The sequence below is a fragment of the Cognatilysobacter segetis genome, assembly GCF_004359965.1.
GTDB classification, from domain to species: Bacteria; Pseudomonadota; Gammaproteobacteria; order Xanthomonadales; family Xanthomonadaceae; genus Cognatilysobacter; species Cognatilysobacter segetis.
On record NZ_SMRQ01000005.1, the window covers coordinates 1 to 24,925 of the forward strand.

19 protein-coding genes are annotated in these 24,925 nt (G+C 70.2%); 5 read left to right on the forward strand and 14 right to left on the reverse strand.

What is annotated here, in order from left to right; translation table 11 throughout:
* On the forward strand, positions 1-725 hold a 725-nt coding region (locus E4F61_RS01840; RefSeq protein ID WP_162301361.1), incomplete at its 5' end, for an alpha/beta fold hydrolase.
* Here E4F61_RS01840 and E4F61_RS01845 read toward each other — a convergent pair.
* Positions 722-1,999 (reverse strand): nucleotide sugar dehydrogenase, encoded by a 1,278-nt coding sequence (locus tag E4F61_RS01845; RefSeq protein WP_133477760.1) that lies wholly within the window; start codon positions 1,997-1,999, stop codon positions 722-724. The two genes, E4F61_RS01840 and E4F61_RS01845, sit on opposite strands and share 4 nt — an antisense overlap.
* Before the next feature lie 320 nt (positions 2,000-2,319).
* Here E4F61_RS01845 and E4F61_RS01850 point away from each other — a divergent pair, with 320 nt between their 5' ends.
* The gene (locus tag E4F61_RS01850) at positions 2,320-4,218 is read left to right on the forward strand and encodes a glycosyl hydrolase family 18 protein (protein ID WP_133477762.1); all 1,899 of its coding nucleotides are present in this window, start codon (positions 2,320-2,322) and stop codon (positions 4,216-4,218) included.
* Between the two features lie 129 nt (positions 4,219-4,347).
* Positions 4,348-4,554, forward strand: a complete 207-nt coding sequence (locus E4F61_RS01855; RefSeq protein WP_133477764.1) for a hypothetical protein — start codon at positions 4,348-4,350, stop codon at positions 4,552-4,554.
* Between the two features lie 27 nt (positions 4,555-4,581).
* On the opposite strand, the gene E4F61_RS01860 is transcribed toward E4F61_RS01855, so the two are convergent.
* The 11 genes from E4F61_RS01860 to ttcA form a co-directional block, all read right to left on the reverse strand.
* Positions 4,582-6,060 carry a tetratricopeptide repeat protein gene (locus E4F61_RS01860; protein WP_425480091.1) on the reverse strand — a complete coding sequence of 493 codons (1,479 nt, stop codon included), beginning with the start codon at positions 6,058-6,060 and terminating at the stop codon, positions 4,582-4,584.
* On the reverse strand, positions 6,048-7,439 hold the full coding sequence (locus tag E4F61_RS01865; RefSeq protein WP_133477767.1) for a glycosyltransferase: 1,392 nt from the start codon (positions 7,437-7,439) through the stop codon (positions 6,048-6,050). Before E4F61_RS01865 ends, E4F61_RS01860 begins: the two co-directional genes overlap by 13 nt.
* Positions 7,393-8,439, reverse strand: a complete 1,047-nt coding sequence (locus E4F61_RS01870; RefSeq protein ID WP_133477769.1) for an NAD-dependent epimerase/dehydratase family protein — start codon at positions 8,437-8,439, stop codon at positions 7,393-7,395. The genes E4F61_RS01865 and E4F61_RS01870 overlap by 47 nt, the downstream gene beginning before the upstream one ends.
* Positions 8,440-8,804: 365 nt before the next feature.
* Positions 8,805-10,205, reverse strand: a complete 1,401-nt coding sequence (locus E4F61_RS01875; RefSeq protein ID WP_133477771.1) for a tol-pal system YbgF family protein — start codon at positions 10,203-10,205, stop codon at positions 8,805-8,807.
* A gap of 19 nt (positions 10,206-10,224) precedes the next feature.
* The gene (locus E4F61_RS01880) at positions 10,225-10,695 is read right to left on the reverse strand and encodes a hypothetical protein (protein ID WP_133477773.1); all 471 of its coding nucleotides are present in this window, start codon (positions 10,693-10,695) and stop codon (positions 10,225-10,227) included.
* The gene (locus E4F61_RS01885) at positions 10,695-11,378 is read right to left on the reverse strand and encodes a C39 family peptidase (protein ID WP_133477775.1); all 684 of its coding nucleotides are present in this window, start codon (positions 11,376-11,378) and stop codon (positions 10,695-10,697) included. The genes E4F61_RS01880 and E4F61_RS01885 overlap by 1 nt, the downstream gene beginning before the upstream one ends.
* On the reverse strand, positions 11,375-11,803 hold the full coding sequence (locus E4F61_RS01890; protein ID WP_133477777.1) for a hypothetical protein: 429 nt from the start codon (positions 11,801-11,803) through the stop codon (positions 11,375-11,377). The genes E4F61_RS01885 and E4F61_RS01890 overlap by 4 nt, the downstream gene beginning before the upstream one ends.
* A 121-nt stretch (positions 11,804-11,924) precedes the next feature.
* Complete coding sequence (locus E4F61_RS01895) at positions 11,925-12,821, reverse strand: hypothetical protein (RefSeq protein ID WP_133477779.1); 897 nt, start codon at positions 12,819-12,821, stop codon at positions 11,925-11,927.
* 413 nt (positions 12,822-13,234) lie between these two features.
* Positions 13,235-14,032 (reverse strand): M48 family metallopeptidase, encoded by a 798-nt coding sequence (locus tag E4F61_RS01900; RefSeq protein ID WP_133477781.1) that lies wholly within the window; start codon positions 14,030-14,032, stop codon positions 13,235-13,237.
* Between the two features lie 7 nt (positions 14,033-14,039).
* Positions 14,040-14,948, reverse strand: a complete 909-nt coding sequence (locus E4F61_RS01905; protein ID WP_133477783.1) for a recombination-associated protein RdgC — start codon at positions 14,946-14,948, stop codon at positions 14,040-14,042.
* A 290-nt stretch (positions 14,949-15,238) separates the two neighbouring features.
* Entirely contained in the window at positions 15,239-16,150 is a 912-nt protein-coding gene (ttcA, locus tag E4F61_RS01910) for a tRNA 2-thiocytidine(32) synthetase TtcA (protein WP_425480092.1), read from the reverse strand.
* 86 nt (positions 16,151-16,236) lie between these two features.
* Here ttcA and E4F61_RS01915 point away from each other — a divergent pair, with 86 nt between their 5' ends.
* Entirely contained in the window at positions 16,237-16,446 is a 210-nt protein-coding gene (locus E4F61_RS01915) for a YdcH family protein (protein WP_133477788.1), read from the forward strand.
* A 6-nt stretch (positions 16,447-16,452) separates the two neighbouring features.
* On the opposite strand, the gene plsB is transcribed toward E4F61_RS01915, so the two are convergent.
* Positions 16,453-19,209 (reverse strand): glycerol-3-phosphate 1-O-acyltransferase PlsB, encoded by a 2,757-nt coding sequence (plsB, locus tag E4F61_RS01920; protein ID WP_162301365.1) that lies wholly within the window; start codon positions 19,207-19,209, stop codon positions 16,453-16,455.
* Between the two features lie 438 nt (positions 19,210-19,647).
* Between plsB and E4F61_RS01925 the strand changes: the two genes are divergently transcribed.
* The gene (locus E4F61_RS01925; protein ID WP_162301363.1) at positions 19,648-22,848 is read left to right on the forward strand and encodes an autotransporter domain-containing protein; all 3,201 of its coding nucleotides are present in this window, start codon (positions 19,648-19,650) and stop codon (positions 22,846-22,848) included.
* Between the two features lie 93 nt (positions 22,849-22,941).
* Here the strand turns inward: E4F61_RS01925 and E4F61_RS01930 are convergent, their stop codons facing one another.
* On the reverse strand, positions 22,942-24,921 hold the full coding sequence (locus tag E4F61_RS01930) for a UvrD-helicase domain-containing protein (RefSeq protein ID WP_133477794.1): 1,980 nt from the start codon (positions 24,919-24,921) through the stop codon (positions 22,942-22,944).
* Positions 24,922-24,925: the final 4 nt, after the last annotated feature.

Sequence of the window (24,925 nt, forward strand, 5' to 3'; positions counted from 1 at the left end):
CGCTGGCGCCGCACCTCGACGGCCTCGACCTGGTCGCGCTCGACCTGCCGGGCCACGGCGCCAGTGCGCACCTGCCGCCGTCGGCCGAGTACACGCTGGTCAACGCCGCGCGTGCGGTGCTGTCGGCGGCCGACGCGCTGGGCTGGTCGCGCTTCTCGCTGCTCGGGCACTCGATGGGCGGGGCGACGGCGACGCTGGTCGCCGCGGGTGCGCCAGGGCGCGTCGCCAGGCTCGCGCTGATCGAGGCGTTGGGCGGACTGGTCGAAGCCGAGGACGCCACCGCGCGCCGCCTGCAGGACGCGTTCGCCGCGCTGGCCGAGCCCGCCGGGGCGCGGCGGCGCGTGTTTCCCGACGTCGCCACCGCGGTGCGCGCCCGCTTGCTCGCCGGCGGGCTGGACGAGGCCGCCGCGCGGCCGATCGTCGAGCGCGGCCTCGCGCCGGCGCCGGACGGCGGCTACGTCTGGCGCAGCGACGCGCGCCTGACGCGGCCGACCGCGGTGCGCATGACCGAGGGCCAGGTGCGCGACGTGATCCGCGCGATCGAATGCCCGGTGCGGCTGGTGCACGCGGTGCCGGCATTCCGCTTCTTCCCGGCCGACGTGCGCGACGCGCGCGCCGCGCTGCTGCGCGACGTGCAGGTGGTCGGCCTCGACGGCGGCCACCACCTGCACATGGACATCCCCGGCGCGGTCGCCGCCGTGCTCGGGCCGTTCCTGCGCGACTAGAGCCGGCCGTCCACCGCGTCGCGCGGATAGAGGCTCTTGATGTCGTAGAGCAGCGCGCCCGGCTTGCCGTAGGCACGCGCGCCCTCGGCGCCCAGCTCGGCGAACTGCCGGTGGGCGACCGCGAGGATCACCGCGTCGTACGCACCGGTCGGCGGTTCGGCCACCAGCGAGATGCCGTATTCGCCGAACGCCTCGTGCGCGTCGGCCCACGGATCGTGGATGTCGACCTTCGCGCCGTATTCGGTGAAGTGGCGCGCCACGTCCACGACGCGCGTGTTGCGCAGGTCCGCGCAGTTCTCCTTGAACGTCAGCCCGAGGATGAGGATCCGCGCGCCCGACACCGGGCTGCCGCGACGGATCATCTCCTTCACCACCTGCGTCACCACGTGCTCGCCCATCGCGTCGTTGATGCGGCGGCAGGCCAGCAGGATGTCCGGGTAGTAGCCGGCCGCCTGCGCGCGCTGGATCAGGTAATAGGGATCGACGCCGATGCAGTGCCCGCCGACAAGCCCGGGCCGGAACGGCAGGAAATTCCACTTGGTGCCGGCCGCGGCCAGCACGTCCTGGGTGTCGATGCCCAGCCGCTGGAAGATCAGCGCGAACTCGTTCATCAGCGCGATGTTCGCGTCGCGCTGCGTGTTCTCGATGACCTTGGCCGCCTCCGCCACCTTGAGGCTGGAGGCGCGGTGCGTGCCGGCCGTGATGATGCGGCGGTACAGCGCGTCGACGAAGTCCGCCGCCTCCGGCGTGGACCCCGAGGTGATCTTGAGGATGTTGGTGAGCCGCCGCTCCTGGTCGCCCGGGTTGATGCGCTCGGGGCTGTAGCCGACGGTGAAGTCCTCGTTGTAGCGCAGGCCCGAACGCTTCTCGAGTTCGGGCACGCAGATCTCCTCGGTCGCGCCTGGGTAGACCGTCGATTCGTAGACCACGGTGTCGCCGCGCTTGAGCACGCCGCCGATCAGGCGGCTGGCGGCGATCAGCGGGTTGAAGTCCGGCCGCTTGTCGCCGTCCACCGGCGTGGGCACGGTGACGATGTAGACGTTGCGCTGGGCCAGCGCGGCGACGTCGTCGGTGACCGAGAGATGCTTCGCGGCGGCGAATTCCTGCGCGGTCGACTCGCCGTTGACGTCCTGGCCGTCGCGCAGGGCGCGGATGCGCGAGGGATTGATGTCGAACCCGACGGTGTCGAACACGCGGCCGAACTCGAGCGCCAGCGGCAGCCCGACGTAGCCCAGTCCCACGACGCCGATCCTCACGGTGTCCAGCTTGTGCATCGCTTCCTCACTTCAAAGGCAGGCCACGCGCGGGCGCGGCGGTGAAAACGTAGCCGGCGCGAGGCGCCCGCGGGCGGTCGCTTGGGCGCAAATCGGCGCGGGCACCGCTGTTCAGGCCCGCTACGGCTGTTCGGTTTCGTGAAGGAACGGCCGCCTTTCCGCGGATCGCGTCCGCTGCGTTCGAGCAGCCGGTCACGGTGCGGGCCACCGACCGGACCGCCGTGACGGTTATGTGACGGGGTGCGCTCAAGTATCTGTTCCTGCTGGGGATTCTGCGCGTTCCCGCCTTCCCCCGCAGGCGCTATCCCCCGTTCCCCTACATGCGTATTTCCCGTAAGTCGCTGGCCATCGCGGCCGGCAGCCTCGGCGTGATCCTCGCCGCCCAGGCGGCGCTCCAGCTCGCCAACACCCCTCCCACCGTCTCGATCTCGTCCCCCACCGCCGGCGCCTCCCTGCCGGCCGGCAAGACCGTCATCCTCGCCGCATCGGCGTCCGACGTCGACGGCCGCGTCCGCCGCGTCGACTTCTTCGTCGACGGCTCGCGCGTCGGCTACGACACCTCCGCGCCCTTCGGCGTCAACTGGACGCGCGCCACGACCGGCAGCCACACGGTGTACGCCGTCGCCAAGGACGACCGCTCGACGACCACGACGTCGGCGAAGGTGAGCTTCAGCGTCGGCACGGCCACCACGCCCGGCGGCAGCACCGACACCGTGGCGCCCGGCGTGCCGTCCGGCCTCGCCATGACCGCGCAGAACGAGAGCAGCATCTCGATCAAGTGGACGGCGTCCGCCGACAACGTCGGCGGCAGCGGCCTCGCGCGCTACGAGGTGTTCCGCAACGGCGCGTCGGTCGGCAGCAGTACCACCAACGCCTACACCGACAGCGCGCTCGCGGCCTCGACCGGCTACACCTACACCGTGCGCGCGGTGGACAACGCCGGCAACGCCTCCGCGCAGAGCGCGGGACTGGTGGCGAGCACGACGGCCGCCAACGTGCCGGCCGCGCTGTGGCACCGCGTCAACGGCTACTTCACCCAGTGGGGCATCTACAACAAGTACGTGCCGCGCAACCTCGAGACCACCGGCGTGGCCGCGCAGCTCACCCACCTCACCTACGCGTTCGGCAACGTGCGCAACAACCGGTGCGAAGTGGGCGTTCTGAAGGCCAACAACGCGAGCACGGGCGAGGGCGGTGACGCCTACGCCGACTACTCGCGCGTGTACGCCGCGGCCGAGAGCGTGGATGGCGTCGCCGACGTCGCCGGCGCCCCGCTGCGCGGCAACTGGAACCAGCTGAAGAAGCTCAAGGCCAAGCACCCGGGCATGAAGGTGCTGATCTCGCTGGGCGGCTGGAACTGGTCGCGTGGCTTCGCCAGCGCGGCGCGCCCGGAGAACCGCCAGGCGTTCGTGGCCTCCTGCATCGACGCCTACCTCCGCGGCAACCTGCCGGCCTTCGACGGCGCCGGCGGCGCGGGCGCGGCGGCCGGCGTGTTCGACGGCTTCGACATCGACTGGGAGTTCCCGGCGGCCTGCGGCGTGACCTGCGGCGGCCCCGAGGACACGGACAACTTCACCGGCCTGCTCGCCGAGTTCCGCAAGCAGCTCAACGCGATCCGGCCCGGCCTTGAGCTGACCGTCGCGGTCGGCGGCGGCATCGACAAGATCCGCGTGACGCGTCCGGAGCAGTACCACCAGTACCTCGACGCCATCAACCTCATGACGTACGACTTCCACGGCCCGTGGGACGCGAAGACGAACTTCCACACCGCGCTGTTCAACTCCAGCAGCGACCCGGCCACGGGCGATGCGGCGCTGTTCAACACCAACGACGCGGTGCAGGCGTTCCTGTCGCGCGGCGTGCCGGCGACGAAGCTCAACATCGGCATCGCGTCGTACGGCCGCGGCTGGACCAACGTCGGCGCCACCAACCACGGCCTGTTCCAGTCCGGCACGGCGGCCGCGGGCAGCCTGGAGCCGGGTATCGAGCGCTACGCGGTGCTGAAGGCGCTGGGCTGGCCGATGTACACCGACAGCTCGAGCAAGTCGCACTGGATCTACAACGGCACGACGTTCTGGAACTTCGACGATCCGACCACGATCGCCGACAAGACCGCCTACGTGCGCGTGCAGGGCCTGGCCGGTGCGTTCCTCTGGGACTTCAGCGGCGACGACACGCAGGCCTCGCTGGTGAACGCCCTCGCCGGCGGCCTGCGCTGACGGCAGGCACGCCCCAACCCGTTCTATCGCAGCGGCCGCCGGTGACTCCGGCGGCCGTTTCGTTTGCGGCCCGTGCCGGCCGTCGCGATACGCTGCGTGCTTCGCACCGTGTGCGCCCGGGCCCTTCCGATGCAGCAGGACGATCGCAGCCGTCGTCGCCGTTTCGCCGTGACCCGCCAGCGCGGCGGCGCGCTGGTGCTGCTGGTGGCGTTGTTCGCGCTGGTCGCGGCCGCGCGTAGCGGCCGTTACGACGCGGGGGTGGACCGCGCGGCGCGGCGCCTTGAAGCCGGCGTCCAGCACGTCACGGGGTTCGTGCGTCGCCATCTGGGCGGCTAGTCCGGCGCGCGCGCATCGCGATGCCGCTCAGGGCCCGGCGTTGGCCGGGCAGCGCTCGCGCCGCGCCTCGCAGAAGCGGTAACGCAGCTCCAGCCCGACGCTGCGGCCTTCGTAGCGCCCGAACTGGTTCAGGCGCTGGCTGTAGCCGACGCTGGCGACCAGCTGCCAGTGGCTGAAGATGCCGAAGGTGAACTGCGCGCTGAAATCCGCGGCGCGCTTCCAGCTGTCGAAGGTCTCGTCGCGCTGCACGCCGAGCGCGCCCTGCAGGAACAGCCCGGCGTCGTCGCCCAGCTTCACGTAGGCCGAGGCCAGCGGCGCGATGCGCTCGTAGCGGTCGGGGCTGTAGTAGCCGTCGCCCGGATTGCGCGAGTACGACTGCCACTCGGCCTGGCCGCCGATGTCCAGGTTGAGCCGGCCGTTGCGCACCACCGCGTGGCGGTAGTCGAGGTCGAGCGCGGTGCGGTGGTTGTCGTCGGTGAGGTGTTCGAAGGTGGCGTTGCCGCGCAGGTTGTCGCGCAGCGTCGGGCGCCAGTTGCCCGAGAGGGTCACGCCCTCGCGCAGCACGCCCAGCGAGACCGCGAGCGGCGAGGACAGCACGCGGTCGCGCTCGGCACGCACGCGCCAGCCGAACGCGTCGCTGGCCTGCTGCCCGAACTCGATGTGGCCGACCGTCTCGCCGTCGCCCGGATCGATGTCGGAGCGGCCGAGTTCGACCTCGAGCGCGGCATCCGGCGAGAAGGCATAGCGCGCGCCGACCAGCACGCGGCGTTCGTCCACCGAATCGCCGCCGGTGACCGGGCGCCACGGGCCGTCGATGGGGGCGGAGATCTCGCGCGACGTCACCTCCGCGAGCAGCCGCCACGGATCGCCGACGCGCACGTCCGCCTGCAGGCCGACGCTGCGGATCTCGATGTCGTCGGAATCGCGATAGACCGACACCGGCAGCGCCACGCTCGAGAACAGCGGCAGGCGCACCGCGCGCGCGAGGTCGCGCGTGTCCTTGCCGTCCGGCTTGGCGGCCTCTGCGGCCTCCAGCGCGGGCAGCGCCTCGTGCGGCCATTCGCCCTGCCGTGCGGCGAGCGCCTGCGTGTAGGCGGCGTCGTAGTCGGCGGGATCGGCGCCGTACGCCGCGGCGTTGAGCGCCAGCGACGCGTTGCGTCGACCCGCCCACGCGTAGATGCGCGCGCGCAGCGCCTGCGCTTCGGGCGAGTCCGGCGCGATCGCGTCGAGCGCCTCGATCGCCGCCGCGTAATCGCCGCTCCAGGCGAGGAAGCGCGCCCGGTCGAGCCGCGCGGCGCGATCGTCCGGGTGCGTGGCGAGGTACGCGTCCATCAGCCGGATGCCTTCGCCGGTGCGTCCGGCCCAGGCCGCCTCGCGTGCCTGCTGGTCCAGGCCGGCCGGCGGCGCGGTGTCCTGGGCGAATGCGGACGATGTCGCGAAGGCCAGCAGAAGCCCGGCGGCCGTCGCGATGGAATGGATGCGGAGGGTAGAAGTCACTTGCGCCATTTCCGGTTCCCTGTGATCCAGAGATCGGTCGCGAAGCGTCCGATCGTCACCATGTCCCACAGCATCAGCAGGTAGCGCAGCGGCGTCACCAGGATGCCCTTGACCAGGGCGGCCAGCCGCTCGCCCTTCGATACCGACACCAGCACCGCGAGCGAGACGACGAGCTCGGCGACCATCGTGACCACGAGCGGCTCCCACATGCGCAGGATCGCCATGATGATGATCGCGGTGGGGAAGCTGATCTTCTCGAACGCGGACAGGAACATCGTCCAGCCGATCGGGCGGCCGTAGCGCTGGGTGAACGCGTCGCCGAACGGCTGGCGGTACTGCTCCTTGTGGATGCGCAGGTCCTCGACCCGCTCCGCTTCGCCGCTCGCGCGGTCGCGCCGGCGCGTGGCCGCGCGCCGGAACACCCGGAACGGCGTTCGCAGCAGCGAGTCGAAGTAGTAGCAGCTCTGCAGGAACGAGGACGACCACAGGTAGGTCTGCCGCGGCAGCCGCTGCACCTCGGGTTCCTCCGAGCGCGCGAGCACGTCCTGCAGCTGGATGTTGCGGTAGCCCTCGTTGGTGAGGGCGAAGCCGATGAAGATGTCTTCGGAATTGGTGAGGTCGTCGCCGAACAGCGGCTCGTACTTGTCGAACAGGTCCTTGATGTACTCGCGCCGGTACGCGACCGCGCAGCCCACCGGGTTGGTGATGGTGCCGAAGAACACCATCTGTCCCTTGTAGACGAAGCGCTGCAGGAACTGGTACAGGCAGTCGCGGTACATGTTGGTGACGCCCCACCAGATCGAGTTCAGCAGGCCGCGCCGGGCATGCGGATCGTCGTAGGCCGGGGCGCCGTGCCAGAGCTTGAACGCGTCGGTTTCCGACAGCGCATGCCGGTCCTTGGCGCGCATCGGCAGGATGGTGCCGCAGGCGCTGGCGATGCCGGCGCCCTGGTAGAGCTCCTCTACGCAGCGCTCGATGTACTCGGGCGATTCGAGGAACGTGTCGCCGTCGAGGATGAACTCGACGTCCGAGTCGAACTCGCGCGACTGCCGCTTGATCGTCGGCGTCTTGCCGATCGATTTCTGGCGTTCGATCACCGTCAGGTCGAGGCCCGCCGCCGCGGCGTATTCGCGTGCGCGCGGCACGGTGAGGTCCTTCGCGCCGTCCTCGACGAGGATGATGTTGCGCGGCCTGAGTGTCTGCCTCGCCAGCGAGGCGAGGCAGTGCACGATGTTGTCTTCTTCGCGATAGGCGGGAATCACCACGTCCACGACGGCGGTACGCCAGTCGAAAGCAGGATTGGGGACGACCTTGTCCGGCCCCCTGAGGAGGCCGATGGCACTAAGCAGCGTATTCGGGCTGATTACGAACCACGGTGCGGTCGCCATCGTGTCCCCTTTGCTCGGCGTGGTGGCTGTGGGCCTCCTGGCGAGCGAGCGCCACGAGGTGGTCGATCGTGTCTTCCAGCGTGTAGCGGTGCTTGAACCCGGTGAGCGCGCGCAGGCGAGAGAGATCCGGGCGGCGGCGGCGGATGTCCTCGAAGTCCTCGCCGTACGCCTCGCGCAGCGGCACGTCCTTGATCGACGACCGGCTGCCCGAGCGCTGGATCACCAGCTCGGCGAGGTCGCGGATGCTGATCTCGCGGTCGTTGCCGACGTTGGCCACGACGGTGTCGCGGCCGGCGCGCGTGGCGAGGCTCTCGAGCGCGACGACGGTGTCGCGCACGTCGCAGAACGAGCGCGTCTGGTCGCCACCGCCGAACACGGTGATCGGCTCACCGCTGACCGCCTGCTGCACGAACCGCGGCACCACCATGCCGTAGCGGCCGACCTGGCGCGGACCGACCGTGTTGAAGAAGCGGGCGATGACCGCGGGGATGCCGAAACGCTGCGCATACGACATGCCCAGCGCCTCGTCGGCGATCTTGCTGACCGAGTAGCCCCAGCGCGTGCCGGCGCGCGAGCTGACCGTGAGGTCCTGGTCCTCGCGCAGGATCTGCTCGTCGTTGTGGCCATACACCTCGGAGCTCGAGGCCAGCACGACCTGCGGCTTCCAGCCGCCGTCGCGCGCGGCGCGCAGCAGGCGCTCGCAGCCGGCGATGTTGGTGGCGAGCACCTTGGTCGGTTCGGCGATGACGCGGTAGACGCCGACGACGGCGGCCATGTGGTAGATGCGATCGGCCCAGCCGACCGCATGGTCGAGCCGGTCCCAGGTCAGGACGTCGGCATGGTCGAAACGAAAGAGCGGGTTGTCCCGGTGCGGTTCGACGTTGGCGAACACGCCGGTCGAAAGGTCATCGACGACGTGGACCTGGTCGCCCTTGGCGAGGTGCAGGTCGACGAGATGCGACCCGATGAAGCCTGCGCCTCCGGTGATCAGAACGTGCATGGGATGTCTCCCCTCAGATGGCCGGACAGCGAAGCTAAACTGTGATCCCGTTCGCAGTGTAATCGTCGGTAAGCGAACATGCACCTTAGTGAAGCCACGGTGATCCGGCGATTCCCGGCAGCGGCCGGCGCGAGCATGCGTTGCGAGCGTGCACCGCGGATTTCCCGGCATGCGTTATCGGTTTTTGCGCGTAACGGACGGCAAAAGACCGGCGCCCGGCCGCACCGAATCGGCCGGTTCATCGTCTCGTCCGTTGGTCGGATCAGGTCGGCGCGGGCCCGCCGACGCTCGCGGGCCCGGCCGATGCGGACGGTCGGTCGCAGCACGGCAAGCGCGCGTCGCATGGGCCCGTATGGGCGTGTCGATCAGAACGTGATCGGCAGCCGCACCATCAGCGTCGTGTCGGGCGTGTCGCGCGTGACGCCGACGCCGAGCGATACGTTGAGGCTCATGCGGTCGTTGAAGCGGTACGAACCGCCCAGCAGCAGCGTGCCCAGCATGACGCGCACCGAGCCCGGCAGCGGCTCGCCGTTCTGCTCGGTGCGGTCGACGATCGAATGGTCGTAGCCGATCGAGATCGCCGCCTTCTCGTTGAGCGCGAGGCCGAGGCCGACGTTGAAGCCGAGGATGTCGCCGGCCTTGATGTCGCCCAGCGGCTCGGTGGTGGTCTGCGGGAACCCTTCCGGGGCGCCGGTCAGCACCGTGCGCGACACGTTGCTGCGCTTGAAGTTGTGCAGATAGCTGAAGCTGCCGAAGAACACCACCGGATCCGACGCGTACAGCCACGTCACGCCCGGCTGCAGCGACTGGAAGCCGCTGCCGGTCGGCAGCTCGAGCGGCAGCCCGGTGCCGGTCGCGTTCTCGACGCAGCGCGTCACGCAGTCCGTGGTCACCTCGAACAGGTCGCGGCCCGTGCGCGCCTTGTAGCGCAGCCAGCCGACCCAGAACGCCTTGTCGGGGCCGCCGCGATTGAGCTGGAAGCGCGCGGTCATCTCGACGTCGCCGATGCCGCTGCCTTCGCTGTTGAACACCTTGTCGGTGGCGCTGCCGGTGAAGATCTCGCGGCTGATGGTGTCGGTGTACGTGTACACGTACGGCACCTTCGCCTCGAGTTCGAAACGGTTGGTGATGCCGAAGCGGCCGGTGAGTGCGGCGGTCGCGGTGGTGGTCTTGACCTGGCGCACGTCGATCAGGCCGATCAGGATCGCCGGGATGATCGTGTAGCCGATCAGCGCGACGCGATCGTTGGACGAATAGCCCACCTGCAGCGACGGCTCGAGCACGAACCTGCCGCGCGGAGTGAGCACGCCCGGCTGCTCGAAGATCTGCGCGAGCTGCGGGCGCGTGCTTTCCTCCGTGGGCGCGCGACCGACCGGCGTCGGCTGCGTCTGCGCCTGCGGATTCATCGTCGGCAGGTTGCCGCCGCCGGCGGTCGTCTGCGGTTCGGGCGACATCGCATCGAGCGTCGCCGCCGCCGACACCACGCCGGTCGCGGTCGCGGCCGCGCCGGCCAGCGACGGCGCCTGCGCGCCCTCGCCGCGCAGGTCGTCGAGTTCGCGCTCGTGCAACTGCTCGCGCAGCTCGGCGATGTCCTGCGACTGCGCGTCCAGCGTCTGCTTCAGCGTCGACAGCTGGGCCGCCTGCGCCTTGACGAGGTTTTCGAGCTGGGTGATGCGATCCGGTGCCGCGTCCTGCGCGTGGGCGTGGCCCGCGCAGAGGAGCGAAACGGAGGCGGCGAGGGAGAGACAGCGGAGCGACTGCGGCATCGGCGTCCTCATCGATGGCTCACGGCGACCCGCCGATACGCAGCGCGTCGCTCAACGTCTGGTTGAAGTTCAGGTTCTGCAACAGGGTCAGCGTATTCACGGCCGTGTGAAGGGTCGTCGACGCCTGGATCTGCTGGCCGTCCAGCGCGTTCTGGATCACCAGCGACCCGACCCCCGGGTGCAGCGACGTGCCGCCGCCGACCTGGATCGTCTGGCCCTGCGTCAGCGCGGAGAGCTGCTGCGCCTGGTCGGCGGTCATCCGCGACAGGTCGGGGATGTCGATCCGCTGCGACACGATCAGCTGGCCGTTGACGGCGACCGTGCGCTCGAGGCCGAACGCGATCGACATGCCGCCGGGCAGCGCGTAGCCACCGCGCAGTGCGTCGAGGTGTTCGACGGGGACGGGCGTGCCCAGGTCGCCGGCCCGGGCGGGCGTCGCGAACACGAGCACGGTGAAGAGGAAAGGGGCGAGCAGGGCGGGCAGGCGCATCAGAAGTCTCCCGGTCCACGTTTCGGCATGACGATGTTCTGCAACCCCTGGCGCTGGATGCCGACGTCCAGCGGCGCCGGCGGCGCGGTGCGCCAGTCGGCGGGGTGGTTGAACTGGGCCAGCTCGCGGCGGTTGTGCACCACGAAGAGCAGGCGGTTGTCCCACAGGCGTTCGAACTGGCGTCGCGGCAGCGCGCGCGTACCGCGGGCCGGGTCGCCCACCAGCACGCGATCGCCGCGCAGGCCCTTCACCACCACGAAGTGGCGATAGCCCTTGTCGTTGAGCAGCACGATGGCCGGCAGGCCTTCCTCGGCGAGCTTCTCGAGCGGCAGCTTGAAGCCGTCGGCCTGGAAGCCCTTCGACGCGAGGTAGCGCCGCATGTCGAGCAGCGAGAAGCCTTCGCGACGGATCTTCTGCACGTTGCCCTTGGCGAACATGTCGCGGAAGACGTCGGCTTCCGACACCGGCAGGCCGTACTGGTACGTCAGCAGCGTGGCGGTGGCCGCGGAGCCGCAGCTGAAGTCGAACCGCTGGCGCACGGTCGTCCTGAAGCGCGCTTCCTTGAGGCTGGTCACCGGCACCGAGTAGGTCGCGCCCGGTGCGCGCAACTCGAGGTTGCTGGCCGCCGTCGTGGCGGGCGCCCCGCAGGCGAGCAGGAGCAGCAGCGGCAGGATCGGCCTCATGGCGTGGGCGAGAACAGCACGCTGACCACGGTGCTGTTCTGGATCAGCACGTTGTTGCCGCTGTTCTGGATCACCGTCGACAGGCCCGCGGCGTTGCCGAACGCGCCGCCATCCATGAGGTTGCCGCCGCTGATCGTATTGATGGCGGCATTGCCGTCGACGTTGCCGTTGACGTCGGATACGTTGGTGATCGTGGTCTTGGTCTCGGTGCCGCCGCGCATGTCGTCCAGCGCGTCGCCGGGCACGGCGGTGCCGAGCGTGGCGTCGCGGGTGACCGCATCATCCGCGGGGACGCCGGCGTCGACCGTCGGCACGGGCACGTCGACGGCCACGAACGGCACCGATGGAAGCGACTGCGCCGCAGCGGGAAGCGCGAGCAGGTTGATGGCGGCGATCGCGAGGACCGCGGGCGTGGACATCCGCATGGGCTGTCTCCCTGTGGGAACGTGTCCACCGGTCGGCGGACGGAACCGGCGGGGCCGAAGCCCCGCCGGTGACAAGGAACCGAAGCGATGCGCCGCCGGAGCGGCGCATCCACGCCCGGTCTCAGTGGCCCAGGTTCAGGTTGGCCTGCACCGTCACGCCCTGCTGGATCAGCGACATCGCACCGCTGTTCTGGCCGACCACCATGATGCCGGCGGCCGCATTGGACGAGCCGTTCATCTGGTTGGACATGTCGAACGCACCCGCGTCGGCCGAGGCCACGCCGCCGATGCCGCCCGCGGCGCCGTCGCCGCCCGCCGCCGAGGCGGTGCTGGTCCCCGCGCCCGAGCCCGCGCCGCCCGTGTTCCCGCCGCCCGTGCCCGCGCCGCCCGTGTTCCCGCCGCCCGCGCCGCCGGCGCCGCCGACCGACGCGGTGGTGTCGCCGCCACCGACGGCGCTGTTATCGGAGTCGTCGCTGCTGGTGCCGCCGGCGGCATACGAGCCGCCGTCGTCGCCGCCGCGCGCACCGCGGGCGGAGCCGCCGCGGCCGTTGGCGCCTTCGGCCTCACCGCCGGAGCCGTAGCCCTTGCCATACGAGTCCGAGTACGCACTGCCGCCACGGCCGCCACGGCCGCCGTTGGCGTCGCCCTCGTTATAGGCGCTGTTGCCGACATAGCCGAAGCCGTTGCCGCTCACCGTGCCGTCCAGCGCGGTGGTGGCGACGACCGTGTTCACCGTCGTCGAGTTGTCGTTGAACGAGTCGTGCAGCGACTGGTCGGTGTTGAAGGAGTGATGCGCCGACATGTCGGTGTTGAACGAGTCGTTCGCCGAGTTGTCGGAGTTGTCGTTGGTGGAGTTGTCGGAATAGTCGTTCTGCGAGTCGTTCATCGAGTTGTCGGTGTTGAACGACCGGTGGGCCGAGTTGTCCGTGTTGAACGAATCGGTCGCGTCCTGGGCGAAGGCCGGCGCGGCGAAGCCGAAGGCCACGGCGATCGAAGCGGCAATGAGTGTCTTGCGCATGTGCGGTTCTCCTGGAGGTAGCGAAAAGCTGGGGAGGAAAGCGCCCTTCGCGGACGCAACGCCCTCCTCGCATATCGCGTGCCAACACGTGACCGTCGTCACAAAAGGCCGAGCTTGCCGCCAAATGAACGTTTCCGCGCGCGCAGCTGAATCGTTGCGTTCGTCCTTGCGTCGCGCAGCGGGAAATCGCTGCGCCGCTTCGGACAAATTTGCCGGCCGGCAGCGGTACGAACGCCGAATGCGCCGACCAACGACACGCAACACGCGCGCAGGCCGCTGAAATGCCGGACGCAGGCGCAGCGACGCACGTGTGCGGAAGACGGTCGCTTACGAACAACGGCAGTCGGCATGCTTTCGACTGCCTGCGGTGCATGTCCGGTCGCGCGCGACCGTCAGTCCGGTGGCCGGGTCTCTCACCCCGCCGGCAGCGCCGATGCGTCGCGGATCACCCGCAGCGCGGCCTTGATCGGCCGGCCGCGCGCGCGCAGCAGGTCGCGCTGCGCCTTCCAGTCCGGAAAGCGCTGCTCGACTTCCGCCCAGAACGCGGCGGAGTGATTGGCCTGGATGAGGTGGCAGAGCTCGTGCACGAGCACGTACTCGAAGGCCGCCGGCGGCGCGAGCACGAGCGCGAGGTCCAGCCGCATGCGGTCGTCGGCCGCCAGCGAGCCCCAGAGCGACGTCAGCGGCCGGATCTGGATCGACGCCGGCGCGCGCGGCAGCGACGGCAGGTACGTCGGCAACCAGCGGCCGACGTCGGCGCGTGCCTCGGCGAGGTAGAAGTCGCCGATCGCCTTGCGCACGGACGCATCCGACGCGGCGGATGGCAGCGTCACCGCGATGCCGCCATCGCCCGCCTGCACGCGCAGGAAGCGGCCGTCGATCCACTGCAGCGGCACGTCGACGCCGCGAAGCGGCAGCGTGCTGCTTTCACCGACGCGCAGCGGCTGCACCTCCCCGAAGGTGTGATGGACCTGACCCGCGAGCCAGGCCGCGTGTTCCTCGACGAACGCACGCACGCGACGGTCGCTCGCGCGCGGCGGCGCGGTCACGCGGACGCCGCGCTCGGTCACCGCCAAGCGCAGGCCACGCACGCGCGCGTTGTCGACGCGGCGCACTTCGACCACGCGGCCGTCCGGCAGCGCGAGCGGCAGCACCGCCGCGCGCACGGGCGCGGGCGTGGCGACGCGGGGCGGCCGTGCGCGGAAGAACATCGCGCGGTTACGCCTCCACCTTCGACAGCTTCAGCGCGGGCTCCAGCACGCTGAACAGCCGGCGCAGCTCGTGGCTCATCAGCGCGAAGCGCGCCTCGAGCTCGGCGCGCAGGTCCTCGCGCTCGGTGTTTTCCAGCGAATCGACCGCACCATCGAGCAGCTTGAACTTGCGGATGACGAGATCCTCGCCGAGCACGAAGCTGACGTGGTCGTCGAGGTTGAGCGCGAGCCGCGTGACCTGCTTGCCGCTCTGCAGGTGCTTGTCGATCTCGGCGTTCTTCTCTAGCTCCATTCGCTGGCACTTCACCACCGCGCCTTGGTCGAGTGCGTCGCGCAGCTCGCATTCATCGCCCATCGACAGGCCGTCCGGCAGCGCTTCGCCGGCCAGCCAGCCGGTCAGCACCGAGCGCGGCGCGACCTCGGCATTGAGCGGCAGCGCGGGGAAACTGCCGAGCGCCTTGCGGATCTCGCTGACCACGCTCTCGCCGGACTTCTTGCTCGACGTGTCGATGGCGACGATGCCCTGCTTCATGTCGAGGATCGCGTCGGTGCGGGTCGGGCGCACGAACGCGCGCGGCAGAAGCTCGGTCACCAGCTCGTCCTTCAGGCGCTTGCGCGTGCGGCCGCCGGGGCGGCGCCCTTCCTTCTGTTCGATCTCATCGAGCTTCTTCTGCAGCAGGTCGTTGACGACCGCGCCCGGCAGCAGGCGGTCCTCGCCACCGACGGCGAGCCAGTAGGCCTCGTCGAGCATGTGCTTGAGGCCTTCGGTGTCGCGGCCGAAGGGCGAGATGAAACCGCGCGTGGAGAGTTCCATCGGGCCGACCGGGCGCAGCGCGCATTCGGCGAGGCCGGCGTCGAAGGCCTCGAGCTGCAGGGTGGTGGGGAAGCGGAAGAGGGTGACGTTGCGGAAGAACATGCGTGGGGTTTTCTCGTGTGGTCGAAACGCGTTGCGGGTTACGCGCTTGGGATCGAATCAACTGCGTTTCGTGCGCTGGCGCGCCCGAGTCACTTTTCTTTGCTGGCACAAAGAAAAGTAACCAAAAGAAAGTGCCTTCCCCGATCAGGTCTACAGCGTCGCGATCGGATCGACGATCGCCGGCGGTCGGACTCGGCATCCTGCCTCGGCCGACCGCGGCGCACATCCATGTGCGCCGCCTTCGGGCCGGTGAGGGTGTCACCGGTCGGAGATTGGAAAAGCGGTCTGCGTCAGGCTTCGCCCTCCTCGGGCGCGCCGGCGAGCCATGCATGCGCATCCGGCATCGGGGCGTCGCCACTCCGGCCGAGGGCGAGGAAGTCGAAGAGCTTCGGGTCGCTCAGCTGCGAGGGCCGGATGTCGCCGAGCGCACGCGCGATCGTCTCGATGCGGCCGGGCGATTCGCGCTCCCAGGCGTCCATCATCCGCTGCACCTGCTTGCGCTGCAGGTTTTCCTGCGAGCCGCAGAGGTTGCACGGGATGATCGGGAAGCCCTTCGCCTCGGCGTACGCGGCGATGTCGTCTTCCTTGACGTAGGCGAGCGGGCGGATCACCACGTGCCTGCCGTCGTCGCTCTGCAGCTTCGGCGGCATGCCCGACAGCTTGGCGTGGAAGAACAGGTTGAGGAAGAACGTGGCGATCAGGTCGTCGCGGTGATGGCCGAGCGCGATCTTGGTGAAGCCTTCCTGCTCGGCGTACGTGTACAGCGCACCGCGCCGCAGGCGCGAGCACAGCGAGCACATCGTCTTGCCCTCGGGCACGACGCGCGTCACCACCGAATACGTGTCCTGCTCGAGGATGTGGTACTTCACCCCGATCGATTCGAGATACGCAGGCAGCACGTGCTCCGGGAAGTCGGGCTGCTTCTGGTCGAGATTGACCGCGACCAGCTCGAAGTTCACCGGCGCCTTCTTCTGCAGCTGCAGAAGGATGTCCAGCATCGTGTAGCTGTCCTTGCCGCCGGACAGGCAGACCATGACCTTGTCGCCGTCCTCGATCATGCCGAAGTCGGCGATCGCGCGGCCGACCTGGTGACGGAGGCGCTTGGCGAGCTTGTTGGCCTCGTGCTGCGCGCGCCGGGCGCGCGGCGGCAGGGGTTCGGCGAGGGGAATGACGGGCAGTGCGACGGTGCTCATGCCGTGCATTCTACGGGGCGGCCGTCGCGCGGCCTGAGCGCGTTCAGTCGCCGGGCTGCTCGCGACCGCCACCGCCCGCGCGCTAAGCTCGCGGCATGAACGACGGCCGCGACCCCGCCGACATCGCCCGCCAGCTGGCCGACCTGCGCCAGCAGCACCGCGACCTCGACCTCGCCGTCGACGGGCTCAAGCACGCGCCGGTGCGCGACGAACTGGCCCTCACGCGGCTCAAGAAGCGCCGGCTGCAGCTCAAGGACTGCATCGCGCGGCTGGAGTCGTCGCTGATTCCCGACGAGCCGGCCTGAGCGGGCTCAGGGCGCCGGCGCCGGGTCCGGCCGGCTCGCCGCCTCGGGGCTCACCTTCTCGATCGAATGCCGCAGCTCGCGGCCGAGGATGAACTTCGCGTCCTTCGCCCACGCGTCGAGGCGCTCGTCGAAGGTGAGCTTGCCGTTCTCGTCCGCCCACACCAGCCGCAGCTCCCGCAGCTTGGCGATGAAGCCGCGGAACAGCGACTTGTCGAAGAACTCCGGCGCGGCCGGCGCGTACAGCAGCGACAGGCGTTGCGCCGCGAGGTGGCAGAGCGTCTCGAGCTCGCCCGCGCTGAGCGTGCCGGCGCCGTTCTTCACCAGCACGCTGATGGCGATGTAATAGCGCTCGAACGCCTGCTGCAGCGAGTGGCCGATGGCGCGTAGGCGGAACACCTCGTCCGACTGGCTCGCACTGCGCGAGAGCTGCTCGCCGTCGTCGTCGTCGCGCCGGCGCAGCAGGCCTTCGGCCTCGAACACGTCGACCGTCGCGCGCAGGCGTTCGACGAACTCGTCCTCGGTCCACGGCAGGAACAGCTCGGACTGCAGGAAGGGATACACACTGCGACCCAGGCGCAGAACCGCCGACAGGTTCATGCGGCGGTTGTGCTGGAAGCAGCACGCCACCCAGCCGGCCGCGGTGAACAGGTGCAGCACGTTGTTGCGGAAGTAGCTGAGCAGGACCGCCATTTCCTCCTCGACCTCCAGCACGTCGCCGAGCGGATGCTTGACGCGCATCAGCACGCCGATCTCCTCGCCGTGCGCGACGATTTCCTCCGGCGTGTGCGGCGTCACGGTGACGCGGTCGGAGTACGGCAACTGCGCCAGCAGCTTCTTGGACAGCGCGATCTGCGCCAGCAGGTCGGCCTCGCTCATCGCGTGCTTCGGCGTCGACAGCAGCGCGAGCGCGAGCAGGCAGATGGGGTTCACGTCCGCGGCTCGGTTGATGTTGACCTGGATCTTCTGCGCCAGTGCGTCGACCGTCTCCGCCAGCCACGCGGGCTTGGCGTCCTCCGGCACCGGGCGGCCGTCCCATTCGGGGGCCTTCTCCGCGAGCACGTCGCCAAGCCGGATCGGCTCGCCGAAGTTCACCACCACCTGGCCGTAGTTGCTGCTCAGCACCTTCGGGATGCCCATGAGCAGCGACCAGATCGATTCCTTTTCCTTCGGCTTGCCCGACAGCTCGTCGAGGTAGCTGCGGCCTTCCATCAGCTTCTCGTAGCCGATGTAGATCGGCTGAAACAGCACGGGGCGGGTGGGCGCGCGCAGGTAGGCGCGAAGCGTCATCGCCAGCGAGCCGCCCTTGGGCTGCAGCAGTCGGCCCGTGCGCGAACGGCCGCCCTCGATGAAGTACTCGATCGAGTAGCCGCCGGCCACCAGCTGCGCCATGTACTCGCGGAACACCGCCGAATACAGCGCGTTGCCGCGGAAACTGCGCCGCGCGAAGAACGCGCCGCCCTTGCGAAGGAACGTGCCCACCACCGGCAGGTTGAGGTTGACGCCCGCGAAGATGTGCGGCGGCACGATGCCGCGCGTGTAGAGCAGGTAGCTCAGCAGCAGGTAATCCATGTGGCTGCGGTGCGAGGGCACGTAGACCACCTCGTTGCCGGGCGCGTCCTCCTTGAGCTTGTCGAGGTGGTGCACCAGCACGCCGCGGTAGATGCGGTTCCACACCGGCTGCAGCAGGAAGCTCGCCGAGCGCACCACCGGATGCGAATAGTCCGCCGCGATCTCGTACGCATAGGCATGCGCCTTCTTCCAGGCCTCGGCGGCGCTGGTGCCGTCGCGACGCGCCTGGTCGGCGATCGCGTCGCGCACGCTGGGCGAGCCGAGCACCTGGTCGACCAGCAGGCGCCGCGTCGATAGGTCCGGCCCGATCACCGCAGTGCGGATACGGCGGAAGTGCGTGCGCAGCACGCGCGAGAGCTTGCGCACCGTGCGCTCGGGCGGCAGGCCCTCGTCGGCGATGGCGCGCAGGCTCACCGGCGGCGCGAAGCGCACGTAGGTTTCGCGGCCGTTGAGGGCGATCGACAGCAGGCGGCGGAAGCGGCCGACCAGCTGCCAGTTTTCCGAGAACAGCACCGAGAACCAGCCGCTCGACTTCTCCGGCGCGCGGCCGACGAAGATCGACACCGGCACCAGCGCGATGTCGAGCGTGGGATCGGCGCGGTGCGCCTGGATCAGCCGCGCCAGCGATTCGGAGTGCGACTTGCCGTTCGGCATCGCCGGCCGCTCGATCACGCCGGGGATGTTCGGGATCGGCGCGATCGGCCCGACGTTGCGGCGCGACAGCGCGACGTACGCGCGCCCGCGGCCGGTGGGATCGCCGGGCAGCGGCTTGAGCGGCGACGGCAGGCCGGCCTCGAGGCAGGCGCGGTCGAGGATCAGTGCGTTCGACAGGCCGTAGTCCTCGAGCACGTAGCAGACCGGGCGGCCCTGCCACTCGGGCACGTGCTCGGCCGGTGCGGCCGGCTCGATCTTGAGCGCGACCCAGGGCGCGAGCAGGCGCCCGAGCACGCGAGCCCACAGCGGGCGCGCCGACGCGTCGCCGCGGGGCGGACGTGGCGGCGGCGGGGACGCCAGCAGCGCGTCGGCGGGCGTGGCGCCGGGCATGGGAAGATCGGGCTGGGCGGGATCGGGTTGCGGCATGGGGGGCTCTACGGCCGATGCCGCGGGCGTGTCGGGGGGCGTCGTGTCGTGCTGCGGCGGCGGTGGGGGCGCGTCCGGGACCGGCAGGGGCGTCTGCTGGGCCATCGCCGGCATTATGCCCAAGCGGGTTCATGCGTCCCGGACGCAGGCCACAGCCGGGACGCGGCGGACGGCGGGCAAAGAAAAAGGAGGCCGCGAGGCCTCCTCCAAACCCGGCCGGAGCCAGGGGGACAACAACGATTGGACAGTGCCGGTCGAACCGGACGCGAACAGCTTAATAAATCGTTATTCCTAAAGCAATAGCGGCGGAAGTAACGCTAAGTGCTTGAATCTTTGGAGCAGCCGGCACTGTCCCTTCCAATGCCCTCCAACGCAAAGCACTCGGAGGAGCGGCCACTCCGCGACCTACCAGAAACCGAAACTGCGCCGCAAGTCACGCATTCCACTCGACAGCCCCCGTCAGCGCCACGTATACAGCCGACACCGCGGGATACGCCGCGGCGCGGTGACGCCAGGACGGCGGCCACCGGCTTTCACGACCAGGGGAAAACCATGAAGACCTGTACCACGCGCACCGCCCGCGGCGGCCTCGCGCGCTCGCTGCTTTCCGGCGCCGTCGCCGCCACGCTCGCCCTCGGCTTCATGCCGGTCGCCGGCGCCCAGCAGGCCGATCCCGGCAAGGCCGGCACTCCGGACAGCTGGATGACCGGCGAATTCCAGGCCGACTGGGGCCTGGCCGCCATCAATGCGCAGTACGCCTATGCCCGCGGCCTGACCGGCAAGGGCATCCGCCTCGGCATCTTCGACAGCGGCGTCGCGCTCGGCCACGACGAGTTCGCCGGCAAGCAGACGCGCGGCATCACCATCGCCGACCTGCTGCGCGACGGCAGCCTGTGCACCAACACCACCGCACTCACCGGCGACGACGCGTGCTTCCGCTCGAACGGCGGGCAGGTCGCGGTGGACTACTTCGAGTACACCGACGAAGACCGCGCGCTGGTCCAGTACCTCACGGACATCGGCTACTTCTACGACTGGGTGCCCGAGTACCTCGAGTCACTGGCCGGCTTCCATTACGGCACGCACGGCACGCACGTCGCCGGCACCATGGCCGGCAACCGCGACGGCCAGGGCACGCAGGGCGTGGCGTTCGGCGCCGACTTCAGCGCGGCCCGCCTGTTCTCGAACACGTACCAGGACCTCTACTCGCTGCTCGGCGTGCAGGGTGGCCAGAACTACGCCATCGGCCCGGACAGCAGCGCCGTGCAGAGCATGTATGAGCAGATGGCCGCGCAGGGCGTGCGCGCCATCAACCACAGCTGGGGCCTGAGCCAGGAACCGGACAACGCGGCCGACATGGACGCGCTGTACAACCTCGAAGGCGTGCCGGAGTACTTCCAGACCTACGCCGATCCGTCGCTCAACGACCACATGCTCCAGGTCTTCGCCGCGGGCAACAACTACGGCGCGATCGCGGGCATCTACGCCACGCTGCCGCGCTGGGTCGAGGGCCTCGACAAGTACTGGCTGAGCGTCGTCAACATCAACGACACCGGCGAGATCGACGAGAGCTCGAGCATCTGCGGCCTGAGCAAGGACTGGTGCGTCACCGCGCCGGGCACCGACATCGCCTCCACCGTCGTCGGCGGCGAGATCGAGGGCACCGTGCAGCGCGATGCCGACGGCAACGTCATCGGCCTCGACGTCACCGCCGAACACCCGGAGTACGGCTACGGCTACATGACCGGCACGTCGATGGCGGCGCCGCACGTCACCGGCGCGCTCGCACTGCTGATGGAGCGCTTCCCGTACCTCGACAACCCGCAGATCCGCGACATCCTGCTCACCACCGCCACGGACCTCGGCGAGGCGGGCGTGGACGAGATCTACGGCTGGGGCCTGATCGACCTCAAGAAGGCGATCGAAGGCCCGGGCCTGCTGCGCGTCGATACCGACGTCGTCATGAACCGCATGGCGGGCGGCATCAAGACCTGGTCGGGCCTGGCCTGGGACGACTGGACCAACGACATCGGCGGCCCCGGTCGCCTGACCAAGTCGGGCATCGGCTGGCTGCGCCTGTCGGGCGACAACCGTTTCGCCGGCGCCACCGTGAAGCAGGGCGTGCTCGAACTGACCGGCGACAACGCGCTTTCGGCCGCGACCAACGTGGACGGCGGTGTGCTGATCGTCGGCGGCAGCCTGCGCGGCAGCGCGCTGACCGTGAACAACGGCGGCATCGCGACCGTCGACGGCACCGTGGCGGGCGCGGCGACGCGCATCAACGCGGGCGGCCGCCTGAGCGGCCACGGCACGCTGGCCGACCTCGCCGTGTACGGCACGATCGCGCCGGGCAACAGCATCGGCACGCTCCACGTCAGCGGCAACTACGTGCAGGGCGCGGGCTCGGTCTTCGAGGCCGAACTCGGTGCGAACGGCGCCTCCGACCGCATCGCGGTCGCCGGCACCGCGCAGCTGCAGGGCGGCACGGTGCGCCTCTACGGCACGCCGGGCGTGTACCTCGTCGGCCAGAACTACACGCTGCTCACCGCCGCGGGCGGCCTGACCGGCCAGTTCCAGTCGCTCGACCGCAGCGCGTTCTCGCCGTTCCTGAAGTTCGACCTCGGCTACGGCGCGAACGCGCTCAGCCTGGCGGTCAGCCGCGGCATGGCCTTCGCCGCCGCCGGCACCACCGCCAACCAGCGCGCCGTGGGCGCGGCCGCCGACGCGATGACCGCCGGCACGCCGCTGCTCAACACGCTGACCCAGCTGTTCCCGGCGCAGGCGCAGGTCGCGTTCGACCAGCTCGGCGGCGAGGCGCATGCGAGCACGCGCGGCGTGCTGGTCGATACCAGCCGCCACGTGCGCGAGGCCGCGCTCGCGCGCAGCTTCACGCAGGCCGCGCCCGACGCGCATGCCGACGGCACCACGTCGGTCTGGGCCGAGGGCCTCTCGACCGGTGGCCACGTCAATGCGGACGGCAACGCCGCGCGCATCGAGGCGCAGGGCAGCGGCCTGTTCGTCGGCGTCGACCACGCGTTCGCGGGCGGCTGGACCGTCGGCGGCCTGCTCGGCAGCGCGCGCAACGACCTCGCGGTGGCCGACCGCGGCAGCCGCGGCGACTCGCAGGATCGCCACCTCGCCGTGTACGGCGGCGGCCGCCTCGGCGGCTTCGGCGTGAAGGGCGGGCTGGCGTACGCGACGCACGACATCGACATGCGTCGCCGCGTCGCGTTCCCGGGCCTGGACCAGACGCTGACCTCGACGCACGACGCCAAGACGCTGCAGGGCTTCGTCGAGGGCAGCTGGCGCTTCGACGGCGGCCACTGGTCGGTCGAGCCGTACGCGCAGTTCGCGCACGTGCGCGTGGACGCGGACCGCTTCGCCGAGCAGGGCGGCAGCGCCGCGCTCACGGTGGAAGGCGACGCGACCCACGTGAACCTGTCGACGGCGGGCGCGCGCTTCGCCGTGGATCTCGGCGGCCAGGGCCAGACGCCGGGCTGGCTGCAGCTGCGCGCCGGCGCCGGCTACCGCCACGCGTCGGGCGATCTGGCGTCCCCGACCCGCGCGATGTGGGCAGGCGGCGGCACGTTCACCGTCGAAGGCGCGACGCTGGCCGACAACGCGTGGACGGCCGACCTCGGCCTCGGCGCGTGGCTGAGCCCGCGCACGCTGCTCGAGCTGGGCTACAGCGGCCAGTACTCGGACGAGGCGCGCGACCACGGTGCCAACGCGCGGATCTCCGTGCAGTTCTGATGCAGTCCGACGCAGGGATGCGTCGATGGAAAAGGCGGCCTCCGGGCCGCCTTTTCTTTTGCCCGCGGTCAACGCCCGCCGCGTCGCGGGACGTCAACCGTCCAGCAGCGCGCGGATCGCCGCGAAGCCGGCGTCGGCGCGCGCCTTCTTGTTCTCCGCGTCCGCAACGGGGTCCGCGCCGTCGCGCTGGATCTCCGAGGCCGGCAGTTCGTCGAGGAAGCGGCTTGGCTTGAGCCGCAGCACTTCGCCCCAGCGCTCGGCGCGTTTCGAATACGACAGCCAGAGCCGTTCCTTCGCGCGGGTGATGCCGACGTAGAGCAGGCGTCGCTCCTCGTCCAGACGGCCTTCGTCGAGGCTCGCCTCGTGCGGCAGCGTGCCGTCTTCCATGCCGACGATGAAGACGTAGCGGAACTCCAGGCCCTTGGCGGCATGCAGGCTCATCAGCCGCACCTGATTGCCGGCCTCGCCCTTGTCGGCATGCGAGAGTAGCGCGAGCTGCGCGGCGAGTTCGCCCGGGCCCGCATTGCGCGCGCCCTCGAACCAGCCGGCGAGCTCGTCGATGTTCGCCTTGCGACGCTGGAAGCTCGCCTCGTCCTTGCACTGCGCACGCACGCTGGCCAGCAGCCCGCTGCGCTCGGCGACCTCGCCGACGAGTTCGGCCGGCGTCGCGTGCTGCGACTTCGCGCGCAGCTGGCGCACCAGCGTGCCGAAGCTGTCGAGTGCGTTCGCCGCGCGCGGCGGCAACTGCTTGAGCGCGCCGACGTTGTCGATCGCCCGCGCCATCGGCATGTGCGCGTGCTGCGCCAGTTCGGCGAGCCTGGCCAGCGTGCCCGCGCCGACCTCGCGCTTGGGCGCCTGCACCGCGCGCAGGAAGGCCGCGTCGTCGTCGGGGTTGGCCAGCAGGCGCAGCCAGCTCAGCACGTCCTTGACCTCGCCGCGATCGAGGAACGCGGTGCCGCCCGAGAGGTGGTACGGCACGCGCTGCAGCTGCAGCGCCTTCTCGAGTGCGCGGCTCTGGAAGTTGCCGCGGAACAGCAGGCAGAAATCGCTCCACGGCGCGCGCGTGCTGGCCGCGATGAACTGGATCTCCGCCGCCACCTTCTCCGCCTCGTGCGCGGCGTCGCGGCATTCCCAGATGCGGATGCGCTCGCCGTCGGGCTGGTCCGACCACAGCGTCTTCAGGTGCTCGTGCGGATTGTTCGCGATCAGCGTGTTCGCCGCGCGCAGCACGCGGTTGCTGCAGCGGTAGTTCTGCTCCAGCTTGACGATGCGCAGCGTCGGGTAGTCGCTGCCGAGCTGCAGCAGGTTGTCGGGGTTCGCGCCGCGCCAGGCGTAGATCGACTGGTCGTCGTCGCCCACGCAGGTGAACAGGCCGCGCGGGCCGGCCAGCGATTTCAGCAGGCGGTACTGCGCGTCGTTGGTGTCCTGGCACTCGTCGACGAGCAGGTAGCCGATGCGCTCGCGCCAGGCGAGGCACATGTCCTCGTCGGCTTCGAGCAATTGCACGGGCAGGCGGATCAGGTCGTCGAAGTCGACCGCGTTGAAGCTCGACAGGCGCTGCTGGTAGAGGTCGTAGACGGTCGCCGCCTCGATCTCGCGCGGGCTGCGCGCCTCGCGCATCGCTTCCTCGGGCGACAGGCCGGCGTTCTTCGCGCGCGAGATCAGCCCGCGCACGCCGTCGATCACGTCGGGCTTGCTGCCGGCGGGCAGCAGGTCCTTGATCTGCGCGGCGCTGTCGTCGGAATCGAAGATCGAGAAGCCGCGCCGCAGGCCCGCCTTCGCGTGCTCGATCTGCAGGAACTTCAGTCCCAGCGCATGGAAGGTGCAGATCGTCAGGCCTTCCGCCGCGTCGCCGCGGATGCGCTTGGCGACGCGCTCGCGCATCTCCTTCGCGGCCTTGTTGGTGAACGTGATCGCTGCGATCCGCTTGGCCGGCATGCGGCCCGTCGCGATCAGGTGCGCAATCTTCTCGACGATCACGCGCGTCTTGCCGCTGCCCGCGCCGGCGAGCACGAGGAGGGGGCCGTCGCAGTGCTCGACGGCGGCGCGCTGTTGGGGATTGAGGCCGTGCATCGGT